Consider the following 12,156-nt stretch of genomic DNA (forward strand, 5'->3'; position numbering starts at 1 on the left):
TCCCGCAATGATCATGCTCGGGAGCAGTCTTAACTAACGCACCGTCGCGCCCCGATACGCGGCCGCACGATGCATCGGAGCGTTGTGGGCAGCGGAGCATTTTGCTGAAATGAGCATCACAGGCGAACACGCAGGCAAGCTGCACCAGCCTCGTCGGCCGACCTTTACCGAACTCTATCTGCCAAAGCTCGTCACCGTATGGCGCGAGGGCTATGGCTTATCGGATTTCCGTGCCGATGTGTTCGCGGGCCTCACGGTCGCGATCGTCGCGTTGCCGTTGTCGATGGCGATCGCGATCGCTTCGGGCGTGACGCCGGACCGCGGACTCTACACCGCTGTTGTCGGCGGCTTCATTGCGTCACTGCTCGGCGGCAGCCGATTCCAGATCGGCGGTCCGGCCGGCGCCTTCATTGTGCTGGTTGCGGCGACCGCCGACCGTCACGGGGTTGACGGCGTGGTCCTGGCCACGCTGATGGCGGGCCTGTTCCTGATCGCTGCGGGCTTCCTGCGGATCGGCACCTATATCAAGTTCATTCCATATCCTGTGACGGTTGGCTTCACGGCCGGCATCGCCGTCATCATCTTCGCCAGCCAGCTGCGCGATCTCGGCGGGATCACGCTCCTCGCGAAGGAGCCCAGCGAATTCGTCCCGAAACTCGTCGCGCTTGCCGGGGGCCTGCACACCGTCAATCCGTCGGCCGTCGCGGTTGCGATCGTCAGCATTGCCATCATCGCCGGCCTGCGACGCTGGCTGCCGTCCTGGCCCGGTATCCTGATCGCGGTCGTGCTCGCGGCGGTCGCATGTGCCGTGCTGTCGCTGCCGGTCGAGACCGTCGGATCGCGCTTCGGCGGCATTCCGCGGGAACTGCCCTCGCCAGCCTTGCCTGCATTCTCGCTCGCGAAGGCGACCGCCGTGCTGCCCGATGCGATCTCCTTCGCACTGCTCGCCGCCATCGAATCGCTGCTGTCGGCGGTGGTGGCCGACGGCATGACCGGACGCCGTCACCGCTCCAATTGCGAGCTGGTGGCGCAAGGTGCCGCCAATGTCGGCGCGGCGGTGTTCGGCGGCATCTGTGTCACGGGGCTGATCGCGCGCACGGCGACCAACATCCGCGCCGGCGCGCGGGGGCCGCTCGCGGGCATGCTGCATTCGGTTTTCCTGCTGCTGTTCATGCTGATCGCAGCGCCGCTCGCGAGCTACATCCCGCTGGCCGCGCTCGCCGCCGTGCTCGTCGTGGTGGCCTGGACCATGGCGGAGAAGCACGAATTCGCGACGCTCCTTCGCTCGTCATGGGGCGATGCCGTCGTGCTGCTCGCAACCTTCCTGCTCACCATCTTCCGCGATCTGACCGAGGGCATTCTGGTTGGCTTCGCGCTTGGCGCGGTCCTGTTCATCCATCGCATGGCGGAAATGACGGGCATCGAGGAACGATCGCCACTGGTGGCCGCCGATCGTCCCGATGACGATAATGGCGGGCGCGTGCCTTACGACCCCGCACTCGCGGTCGATCGCGACGTGCTGGTCTATCGCATCACCGGCGCGTTCTTCTTCGGCGCGGCCTCGGCGATCGGCAGTGTGCTCGACGGCATCGCCGACAAGCGCAAGGGTTTTGTGGTCGATTTCGCCGACGTGCCGTTCCTGGATTCGACCGCGGCCAACGTGCTCGGCCGCGTCGCCGCCAAGGCCCACCGCCAGGGCATCCGGCTGTTCATCACAGGGGCGTCGCCTGCGGTCCGCCGTGCGCTGCTCACCCATGGCGTCACGCCGCCACGCGCGCGCTATCGCGAGACCATCGCGCGTGCGGTCGCCGACATCAAGGGCGGCGCGGCGCTGCCCGCGGGTGGTGAGGCGGGCACGACCTGACGTCGAGCCTCTCCCGAGACGCCCCGCGCGCTTGACAGCGCCTGCGGGACACGAAATGGATCGCCTCCGAAACGACCCTAGGGGAGGACGACCGTGACCAAGGCTCCCGCAGCCTGTCTGATCGGATGGCCGGCCGCGCATTCGCGCTCGCCGCTGATCCATCGATACTGGCTGCGCACGCTCGGGATCGAGGGCGGCTATGTCATCGAGGCGGTTCCACCCGATAATTTGCGTGACTTCGTCCTGCGGCTGTCGTTGCGCGGGTTCGTCGGCGCCAACGTCACCATCCCGCACAAGGAAGGCGTGCTCGAGCTGTCGACGCCCGATGCCCGCGCGCGCGCGGTCGGTGCGGCCAACACGCTGTGGTTTGCGGACGGCGAGCTGCGCTCGACCAACACTGACGTCGAGGGCTTTATCGGCAATCTCGATGCCAGCGCGCCCGGCTGGGACGCAGCCGAAGAGGCGCTGGTGCTCGGCGCCGGCGGCTCCTCGCGCGCCATCGTGTTCGGGTTGCTTGAACGCGGCATCAAGCGCCTCCATCTCGCCAATCGCACCGTCGGCCGGGCCGAGATGCTTGCAAGGCAGTTCGGGCCGAAGGTGCATCCTGTTGCGTGGGACGGCATCGACCACATTCTGCCGCGTGCAAAACTTCTCGTGAACACAACCTCGCTCGGCATGCACGGCCAGCCTTCACTCGACCTTGAAGTGGCGCGCCTGCCGGATGGCGCCGTGATCGCCGATCTCGTCTATGTCCCGCTGGTGACGCCGCTGCTGGCGGCCGCACAGGCGCGCGGACTGAAGACCGCCGACGGGCTCGGCATGCTGCTGCATCAGGCGGTCCGCGGCTTCGAGCTGTGGTTCGGCCAGCGGCCGCAGGTCACGGCCGAGCTGCGTGCGCTGGTCGAGGCCGATCTCACAAAGACTTGAGAGAATAGCGCGTAATCTCCGGAGTTCTATGTCCGTAGGGACAATAGGGCGCAATCGGAGACCATCATGTCTGTTCAACGTGCAACTTTCACACGTCCGCTCATCGCCGTCGCGATGGTGGCCGTCTCGACCCTCTCGGCCCTTGCGCAAAGGGCGCCGGTGCCGACGCGCGTGCGAGGCACGATCGAAAGCGTCAATGGCGACACGATGCAGGTCAAGGCGCGCAGCGGCGAGGATGTCAAGCTGCACATCGCCTCCGACGTGAACGTGTCGGGCATTACGAAGATTTCACTTGCCGACATCAAGCCCGGCTCCTTCGTCGGCGCCACCACCGTGCCGGGACCGGACGGCGGCGCGAACGCGGTCGAGGTGCACGTGTTTCCGGAGAGCATGCGCGGCACCGGCGAGGGCTCGCGACCCTATGACCTCAAGCCCAATTCCAGCATGACCAATGCGACCGTGTCGGAGAGCGTGGTCGGCAATGACGGTCATACGCTGCTGGTCAAGTACAAGGACGGCGAGAAGAAGGTGTTCGTCGCCGACAATACGCCGGTGGTGACCTTTGTCCCCGGCGACAGATCCGATCTGAAGGCCGGCGCCAAGGTGATCGCCTTCATGAAGCAGCTGCCGGACGGCTCATTCGAAACCAACCGCGTCAGCGTCGGCCGCGACGGCCTGACGCCGCCGATGTAAATGGAGAATAACAACATGTCGAAGAGAACCTGGATATCACGCCTCGGCGTGGCCGCGTTCGCCGCCTGCATCGTCACGTCATCCGCCCTGGCGCAGCAGACGCCGACGGTCCGCATCCGCGGCACCATCGAGAGCGTCGACGGCAACACGCTCGGCATCAAGACCCGCGAAGGAACCGACGTGAAGGTGCGCATGACCGACAACGTCGCCGTCTTCGCGGTGGTGAAGACGTCGTTGTCGGAGATCAAGGACGGCTCCTATATCGGCGTCACCGGCCTGCCCGAGCCCGACGGCACCCAGAAGGCGATCGCGGTGCACATCTTCCCCGAAAACCAGCGCGGCGCGGCCGAAGGTTTTCGTCCCTGGGACGCGCGCGCCAACTCGACCATGACCAACGCCACCGTGGCGCAGACGGTGAAGGGCACCGACGGCCAGAACATCACGGTCAAGTACAAGGACGGCGAGAAGAAAGTCGTGGTGCCGCCGGACACGCCGATCGTCACCTTCGTCGCCAGCGACAAATCCGAGCTCAAGCCCGGCGCCAAGCTGATCATTTTCGGCGCGGTGAAGAAGGACGATGGTTCGCTTGAGGCCAACCGGGTGAATGTCGGCCGCGATGGGGTGACGCCGCCGATGTGAGGGCGAACGCTGAAATCTTAGGGTGGGCAAAGGCGCGAAGCGCCGTGCCCACCCTACGATTTGCGAATTGGTGGGCACGCTTCGCTTTGCCCGCCCTACGGCACTGCCGCTGCGGTTCACATCGCGATGATATGTTCGTCGATCTCGTCAATCCTGTTGACGCCGCACAGGCCCATGGTGGTGAGCAGCTCCTTCTGGATGATGTCGATCGCCTTGGCGACGCCGGCCTGACCGCCGGCGCCAAGGCCATAGGCGTAGGCACGGCCGATCATGCAGGACTTCGCGCCGAGCGCGAGTGCGCGCATCACGTCCTGGCCGGAGCGGATGCCGCCGTCGAACATGATCTCCATCCTGTCACCGACCGCCTCGGCGATCTCGGGCAGCACCTCGATCGATGACGGCGCGCCGTCGAGCTGACGGCCGCCATGGTTCGAGACGACGAGAGCCTGCGCGCCGGTCTTGGCGGCTTCCTCGGCGTCCTCGACGTCCAGAATGCCCTTGATGATCAGCTTGCCAGGCCAGATGCTGCGGACCCACTCGACGTCCTTCCAGTTCAACGACGTGTCGAACTGCGAGGCGGTCCATTCGGCGAGGCGATTGAGGTCCTCGGTGTTCTTCACGTGGCCGGCGATGTTGCCGAAGGTACGGCGCTTGCCCCGCAGCACGCCGGAGACCCACGCGGGCTTTGTGGCGAAATCCAGAAATTTAGACATCGTCCACTCGGGGGGGATCGTCATGCCGTTCTTGATGTCCTGGTGGCGCTGGCCGATGACCTGGAGATCGACGGTCAGCACCAGCGCGGAGCATTTCGCCGCGATCGCGCGCTGGATCAACTCCTTGATGAAGCCGCGGTCCTTCATCACATAGAGCTGGAACCAGAACGGCTTCTCGACATTGGCCGCGATGTCCTCGATCGAGCAGATCGACATCGTCGACTGCGTGAACGGGATACCGGCCGCTTGCGCGGCACGGCAGGCATGGATCTCGCCATCGCCATGCTGCATGCCGAGCAGGCCCACCGGCGCGAGGATCAGCGGCATGGTCGAGGGCTCGCCGAGGATCGTGGTCGCGGTGTCGCGTTTGGAGACGTCGACCAGAATGCGCTGGCGGAACTTGATCGCCTGCATGTCTTCGCGGTTGGCTCGCAGCGTTTCCTCGGCGTAGGAGCCGCGGTCGCAATAATCGAAGAACGCCTTCGGCACGCGGCGCTGATGCAGTGTGCGAAGATCGTCGATACAGGTGATGTGCTTCATGAACGTTTCCCGGCCCGTCTTGTCGGAAGAGTCTTGTATGGGAAGACTCTTGCATCGGAAGATCGAGGGGTCATCTAGCATGGTTGGATGCACAGCCAAATCGTTTGCAAATCCTTTGTGGAGAGGAGGGCGCCATGACCAGGCCGCACACCGGACCGACGCCGGAGGAGATCAAGGAGAAGCATGATCTCGAGGAAGCGCTGGAGGAGGGTCTGGAAGAGACCTTTCCGGGCTCCGATCCCGTCAGTGTCACCCAGCCGGCGCCGAGCCGCGCGGACGGCCATGTGAAGCGTTCGGACTAGGTGCCGGTTCCGCCCTGTTCCAGTATCTTCAACGGAAATATAATGTTAACAAGACGTTATCGGGGCCGGGAGCCGCCCGGTTCCGTAATGATTCATCATATTTTTTGAAGCCAAGTTAGCCGTGATGGCTCTATAAGACCTCAGCAAATCAGGGATGCGGGTCCCGCTTGGGCACCCGGAGGTTGCGCTGGGGATCCCTGGTTGTTGCGTGGGGGACGATATGAGCCGCAAATATTTCGGGACGGACGGGATCCGGGGCCGCGCCAACGGACTGATCACGCCGGAGCTCGCGCTCAAGGTCGGCCAGGCCGCAGGCCTGGCGTTTCAGCGCGGTGACCACCGCCACAGGGTCGTGATCGGCAAGGACACCCGCCTGTCCGGCTACATGATCGAATACGCGATGGTCGCGGGCTTCACTTCGGTCGGCATGGACGTGCTGCTGGTCGGCCCGATGCCGACGCCCGCGGTCGCGATGCTGACCAAGTCGATGCGCGCCGATCTCGGCGTGATGATCTCCGCCTCGCATAATCTGTTCGAGGACAACGGCATCAAGCTGTTCGGGCCGCAGGGCTTCAAGCTCTCCGACGACGTCGAGAAGCAGATCGAGCAGCTGCTCGATGAGCCCATCGACAAGCGTCTCGCCCAGAGCGCCAGTCTCGGCCGCGCCCGCCGCATCGACGGCGTGCATGACCGCTACATCGAATTCGCCAAGCGCACGCTGCCGCGCGATCTGTCGCTCGACGGCCTGCGCGTCGTGGTCGATTGCGCCAATGGCGCCGCCTACAAGGTGGTGCCGGAAGCGCTATGGGAGCTGGGCGCCGACGTGATCCCGATCGGGGTCGAGCCCGACGGTTTCAACATCAACAAGGAATGCGGCTCCACCTCGCCGGAAGCGCTGTCGAAGAAGGTGCGCGAGATGCGCGCCGACATCGGTATCGCGCTCGACGGTGACGCCGATCGCGTCATCCTGGCCGACGAGCGCGGCCACATCGTCGACGGCGACCAGCTGCTCGCGGTGATCGCGCAGAGCTGGAAGGAAGACGGCCGGCTGTCGCGATCGGGCATCGTCGCCACCGTGATGTCGAACCTCGGGCTCGAGCGCTTCCTTAATGCGCAGGGGCTCGATCTCGTGCGCACGCCGGTCGGCGATCGCTACGTGCTCGAGCAGATGCTGAACGGCGGCTACAATCTCGGTGGCGAGCAGTCCGGCCACATCATCCTGTCCGACTACGCCACCACCGGCGACGGCTTCGTTGCCGCATTGCAGGTGCTTGCCGTCGTGCAGAAGCTGCGCCGGCCGGTGTCGGAAGTCTGCCACCGCTTCGATCCGCTGCCGCAGATCCTGAAGAACGTCCGTCACAAGGGCGGCAAGCCGCTCGACAATTCCGACGTCAAATCGGCGATCTCCGACGGCGAGCAGCGGCTCAACGGCCATGGCCGCCTGCTGATCCGCTCCTCCGGCACCGAGCCGGTGATCCGCGTCATGGGCGAGGGCGAGGATCGCATCCTGGTCGAGGACGTCGTCGATACCATCGTCTCGGCGCTCGGGAACGCCGCGGCCTGAACTCGCAGCCATCCTTCGAGATGCCCGCTGTCGCGGGCTCCTCAGGATGAGGTTTTGTTTCCAGGTGAAGACGTAGACCCTCAGGGTGAGGAGCCCGCCACAGGCGGGCGTCTCGAACCATGCAGGCCGCAGTTTGGCCGCGAAATCTGGCGAAGCGCATTCCAGCCATGGGCGTTTGGCGGTGGATCGGTCGCCGCGCGCATCGTAACTAGCTTGTCGCGGCAATCTGCCGCGCCCGTCGGGATGCTCCAGTGAACAAGCCTGTCGTCGTCTCAGAGGAAACACTGACGGAGCCCGTCCTCGTCAGCGACGTCGCACCCGGCGCCAAAAGTGCCGCGGGGCCGGCCTATGTCGTGCTGGCCGGCATCAGCTTCTCGCACTTCCTCAACGACACCATGCAGTCGCTGATCGCTTCGGTGTATCCGATCCTGAAGGACACCTACGCGCTCGACTTCGCGCAGATCGGCATGATCACGCTGGCCTTCCAGTTCACGGCCTCGCTGCTCCAGCCGGTGGTCGGCCACTACACCGACAAGAAGGCGCAGCCCTATTCGCTGTCGATCGGCATGGCCTCGACCTTCTTCGGTCTGTTGCTGCTCAGCGCCGCCCACCAATATCTCGTCATCCTCGTCGCCGCCGCTCTGGTCGGCCTCGGCTCGGCGGTGTTTCACCCGGAGTCGGCGCGCATCGCGCGGCTCGCCTCCGGCGGCCGCTACGGTTTTGCGCAATCGGTGTTCCAGCTCGGCGGCAGTTTTGGCACCTCGATGGGACCGGTGCTCGCCGCGCTCATCGTCGTGCCGTTCGGGCAGGGCAGCATCGCCTGGTTCTCCTCGATCGCCTTCCTTGCGATCCTCATCCTCTGGCGCATCGGCCGCTGGTACGAACCGCAGATCAAGGCGAAGAAGACGGCGGTGGATCAAGCCCATCCCGACGCGCCGAATTCGCGTCGCGTCGTCGTTGCGCTCCTCGTGCTGGTCGCGCTGCTGTTCTCGAAGCAGCTCTACGTCTCGAGCCTGTCGAGCTACTACATCTTCTATCTGATCGACCGCTTCGGCGTGTCGACGCAAGCCGCGCAGATGTATCTCTTCATTTTCCTCGCAGCGAACGCGGTCGGCGCTTTTCTCGGTGGTCCCCTGGGCGATCGCTTCGGCCGCAAGATCGTGATCTGGATCTCGATCCTGGGGGCGCTGCCGTTCACGCTGGCGCTGCCCTATGCCGGGCTCTATGCGAGCACGGTGCTGTCCGTGCTCATCGGCCTGATCATCTCCTCGACGACGTCGTCGATCATCGTGTTCGCGCAGGAGCTGGTCCCGCACCGCTTCGGCATGATCTCCGGCGTGTTCTTCGGTGTCGCCTTCGGCATCGGCGGCCTGGGCGCCGCCGTGCTCGGCAAGCTCGCGGACCACACCTCGATCGCGTTCGTCTACCAGGTTTGCGCCTATCTGCCGGCGATCGGCCTGCTTGCGGTGTTCCTGCCCAAGCTGCCGCGGCACGCGCGTTAACATATCCTGACTTGCTGCAACGCGGCTTCATACATCGTTAGGAAATGCGGCGACGGCGTCGCATTTGGCGCTGCATTTTTGCAACGCTCGCGCCGCCCGCGCGTCCGAGTTGAGAAAAAATCAACCTTAAAAATTAGGGTTAAGTGGCGCTTAAACATTTGCTGGCATCGTCCGGGCCGTGAGTTTCCAGAACGTGAGGCGCCGTATTGCCTCACCGGCCAAAAGGACGAAGCCAATGCGTAGCGTTAAGTCTCTCCTTGCCGCGGGTGCGGCAACCCTGATCTCCTCGATGGCGTTCGCCGCCGACATGCCGATCGCGGCGCCCCCTCCGATGTACGCGCCCCCGGCTCCGCCCGCCGACTTCGGTGGCTGGTACCTGCGCGGCGACGTCGGCATGACCAACCAGAGCGCCAAGCGCATCGACGGCGCGGTAGCGCCTGGGTTTACTAAAACGACGGAGGGGCTTGGCTTCGACTCGTCACCGCTGTTCGACCTCGGCGTCGGCTATCGCTTCAACAACTGGTTTCGCACCGACGTGATCGGCCAATACCGGGGCAAGGCCAACCTGCACGGTGCTGATAACGTCATTGGGACGGGCTTCGTTGGCTCGGACAATTATAGCGGCAGCAAGTCGGAGTGGGTCGTCATGGCCAACGCCTATGTCGATCTCGGCACCTGGTGGTGCATCACGCCGTTCATCGGCGCCGGTGTCGGCGGCTCCTACAACAAAATTAGCGGTTTCCGTGACGACGGCGTTGCATATCTCGCCGCGCTGACCCCGACCCCGAGCGCCAGCGTCGCCTACTTCGCCGACAGCGGAAAGTGGAACCTGGCTTGGGCCGCACACGCCGGTCTCGCTTACAAGGTCAACCCCGGCTTCACGGTCGAACTGGCCTACAGCTACATGAACCTCGGCGATGCTGCGCCCGGCAACTACCGCTTGTTCGACAACAGCGCCTCGGGTCCGTCCACAATCAAGATCAAGGAGCTCACCTCGCATGACGTCAAGCTCGGTGTGCGCTGGGATCTCAACAGCCCGCCGGCCTACATGCCGCCGCTCGTCACCAAGGGCTGATCGTCAGCCTCATCGCTTAATCTCTCTTAACGGCGCGGGATCATCCCGCGCCGTTTTGCTTTGCGTATTTTTCATGGCGGGCGGCGACGAAAGCCTCCGGCGCAACCATTGGTTAAGGTTAACGGGCCATGATCACGAGCGAAAGTTCGAGTTCGATGGAGCGTTCGATGCGTAGGCTTTTGTTGGCGGTGGCGATGTTGGGGACGGTCTCTGCGGCGCACGCGGCCGATCTCTCCGATCTTCCCATCCTCCGAGGCAGCTTCACCGACGGGCTGTCAAAGAGGTCCCACAACTGGGACGGTTTTTATGTTGGCGGCCAGTTCGGGTTTGCCACGACCGATGTTGATTTCAGTCATGCTCCGAAGACGATGACCGACTTCATGCTTCGCAACAGCATCCTTGAGGCGCCAGTCGGCGGCTGGTCGCTGCTGCCGAGTAACCACGTGCAGTCGACCGGGTTTGGCGCCTATGTCGGCCGCAATTGGCAGCTCTACGATGCAGTGTTCGGCGTCGAGGCCAATTACAGCTACATGAAGAATATATCGAGCTCGGCAAGTGATTCCATGACACGCATTCTCGACGGTGAGACGGCGCCAACGGGCCATACCTATACCTACGTCACTTCACTCGGTGGTGGTGCTGCGCTAAAGCTGAAGGATTACGCCACCTTCCGCGGTCGGGTCGGTTGGGACGGCGGCGACTTCATGCCCTATGCCTTCGCCGGTCTGGCGATTGGGCGCGCTGAAGTTTCGCGATTCGCGACGGTGTCCTACATCAAGCATGACGACTATGACGAGTCGATTGTCCTGGGCGGTGTTACGGCGACGATCCATCGACAGGACACGATTGACACGGGTACGTTTAACAAGACTGAGCTGCGCACCAACAGCTTCATGTACGGATGGACGGCCGGTATCGGTGTCGAGTACGCGATCTGCAACAACATCCTGGTTCGCGGCGAATGGGAGCATGTCGGCTTCTCGGACGTGAAGGACATCACTGTCGGCCTGAATAACTTCCGCGTCGGCATTGGCTACCAGTTCTGAGTCGCCCGCTTCCTGTTGACAGATTCCTTCCGTCCTGATGCTCTGTCGCCGAATGCGCGGGGGCACCGATGCGGATCTACGGCGATAGCAATTCCGGCAATTGTCTGAAGGTGAAGTGGGTCTGCGACAAGCTCGCGGTGCTCTACGAGTGGATCGAGATCGACACCCGCAAGGGCGAGACCCGTACGCCGCAATTCCTCCAGATGAACGGTGCCGGCCAGGTGCCCACCGTCGCTTTCGACGACGGTCGCACGCTGGCGCAGTCCAATGCCATCATCCGCTATCTCGCGCGCGACAGTGCGCTCATTCCGGGCGACGCCTTCACTGCCGCCAAGATGGACGAATGGCTGTTCTGGGAACAATACAGCCACGAGCCCTATATCGCAGTGTGCCGCTTCCAGCTCGTCTATCTCGGCAAGGACGCCTCCGAGCTCGATCCTGAAAAGGTCAAGCGCGGCTACGCGGCGCTCGATCGCATGGAGCAGCATCTGGCGGCAAACCGCTTCTTCGCCGGTGATGACGTTTCGCTTGCCGACGTCTCGCTGCTTGCCTATACGCGCGTCGCGCATGAAGGCGGCTTCGATCTCGGTCGCTATGCCGCCATCCGCCGCTGGATCGGCGAAGCCGAGACCTTTCTCGGGCTACCCAAGGTGCGTTAGGCGCGCTTGAGGCAGGAGTAACTTTATGAACGCCGAATCTGTCTCCATTCGTCCCGCGCGCCGCGAAGATGTTGCTGCGATCGTGACGATGCTCGCCGACGATCATCTCGGGAGCGCACGCGAGCGCGTGGAAGACCCGTTGCATGCGTCCTATTACGAGGCATTCGCGCGGGTCGAGCGCGATCAAAATATCCAGCTTGTGGTTGTCGAGAGTGAGGGCAGGGTGGTCGGCTGCCTGCAGCTCGCGATCCTGCCGGGTCTCAGCTCGCAAGGCGGCTTGCGCGGTCTGCTCGAAGACGTCCGCGTCGCTTCCGATTGCCGCAGCCGCGGCATCGGCGAGCAATTGGTGCAATGGGCGGTGACGGAAGCGAAAGCGCGCGGTTGCAATCTCGTCGAACTGCTGACGCATCAGACGCGAACAGATGCGCAGCGCTTCTACAAGCGGCTTGGGTTCACGGCGAGTCACGTCGGCATGACTGTCCGCTTTTGACGCAGCACGCTATGAGCCTTGCGCGATCAGCGAAATCGGATCGCGCGTACGTTCATATTAAGAGCTGATAAACCACCGTCACGGCGTTCACGTTGGTGAAGGAACGAACGGTGCTACGGGACGTCGAAACCGGGCTCGATCG

At 63.8% G+C, this 12,156-nt stretch carries 12 protein-coding genes; 11 read left to right on the forward strand and 1 reads right to left on the reverse strand.

The genetic code is table 11. The annotated features are described in order from the left end of the window. Positions 1–109 precede the first annotated feature (109 nt). The 4 genes from IVA93_RS05420 to IVA93_RS05435 all read left to right on the forward strand — a co-directional run bounded on the left by IVA93_RS05420 (position 110) and on the right by IVA93_RS05435 (position 4,123). Positions 110–1,864, forward strand: a complete 1,755-nt coding sequence (locus IVA93_RS05420; protein WP_018453548.1) for a SulP family inorganic anion transporter — start codon at positions 110–112, stop codon at positions 1,862–1,864. A gap of 93 nt (positions 1,865–1,957) precedes the next feature. Further along, the gene (locus IVA93_RS05425) at positions 1,958–2,791 is read left to right on the forward strand and encodes a shikimate dehydrogenase (protein WP_018453549.1); all 834 of its coding nucleotides are present in this window, start codon (positions 1,958–1,960) and stop codon (positions 2,789–2,791) included. A gap of 66 nt (positions 2,792–2,857) precedes the next feature. Beyond that, positions 2,858–3,484, forward strand: coding sequence for a hypothetical protein (locus tag IVA93_RS05430; RefSeq protein WP_018453550.1), 627 nt, complete (start codon positions 2,858–2,860; stop codon positions 3,482–3,484). A 15-nt stretch (positions 3,485–3,499) separates the two neighbouring features. Beyond that, entirely contained in the window at positions 3,500–4,123 is a 624-nt protein-coding gene (locus tag IVA93_RS05435; RefSeq protein WP_026232553.1) for a single stranded DNA-binding domain-containing protein, read from the forward strand. Positions 4,124–4,239: 116 nt separating this feature from the next. On the opposite strand, the gene IVA93_RS05440 is transcribed toward IVA93_RS05435, so the two are convergent. Next, positions 4,240–5,376, reverse strand: a complete 1,137-nt coding sequence (locus IVA93_RS05440; RefSeq protein ID WP_018453552.1) for an alpha-hydroxy acid oxidase — start codon at positions 5,374–5,376, stop codon at positions 4,240–4,242. Positions 5,377–5,510: 134 nt separating this feature from the next. On the opposite strand from IVA93_RS05440, the gene IVA93_RS05445 reads away from it, so the two are divergent. From IVA93_RS05445 to IVA93_RS05475, 7 genes are all read left to right on the forward strand, one after another. After that, positions 5,511–5,678: a hypothetical protein gene (locus IVA93_RS05445; RefSeq protein ID WP_018453553.1), complete on the forward strand. Its 168-nt coding sequence runs from the start codon at positions 5,511–5,513 to the stop codon at positions 5,676–5,678. A 220-nt stretch (positions 5,679–5,898) separates the two neighbouring features. Further along, complete coding sequence (gene glmM / locus IVA93_RS05450; protein ID WP_247789707.1) at positions 5,899–7,242, forward strand: phosphoglucosamine mutase; 1,344 nt, start codon at positions 5,899–5,901, stop codon at positions 7,240–7,242. 251 nt (positions 7,243–7,493) lie between these two features. After that, on the forward strand, positions 7,494–8,744 hold the full coding sequence (locus IVA93_RS05455; protein ID WP_247477710.1) for an MFS transporter: 1,251 nt from the start codon (positions 7,494–7,496) through the stop codon (positions 8,742–8,744). Between the two features lie 235 nt (positions 8,745–8,979). Next, positions 8,980–9,819, forward strand: a complete 840-nt coding sequence (locus IVA93_RS05460) for an outer membrane protein (protein WP_026232554.1) — start codon at positions 8,980–8,982, stop codon at positions 9,817–9,819. 128 nt (positions 9,820–9,947) lie between these two features. Beyond that, positions 9,948–10,865, forward strand: coding sequence for an outer membrane protein (locus IVA93_RS05465; RefSeq protein ID WP_018453557.1), 918 nt, complete (start codon positions 9,948–9,950; stop codon positions 10,863–10,865). A 68-nt stretch (positions 10,866–10,933) separates the two neighbouring features. Further along, positions 10,934–11,524, forward strand: a complete 591-nt coding sequence (locus IVA93_RS05470; protein WP_018453558.1) for a glutathione S-transferase family protein — start codon at positions 10,934–10,936, stop codon at positions 11,522–11,524. Between the two features lie 25 nt (positions 11,525–11,549). Then, complete coding sequence (locus IVA93_RS05475; protein WP_018453559.1) at positions 11,550–12,014, forward strand: GNAT family N-acetyltransferase; 465 nt, start codon at positions 11,550–11,552, stop codon at positions 12,012–12,014. The last annotated feature ends 142 nt before the right edge of the window (positions 12,015–12,156 follow it).

The organism is Bradyrhizobium sp. 155 (genome assembly GCF_023101105.1).
Taxonomy (GTDB): Bacteria; Pseudomonadota; Alphaproteobacteria; order Rhizobiales; family Xanthobacteraceae; genus Bradyrhizobium; species Bradyrhizobium canariense_D.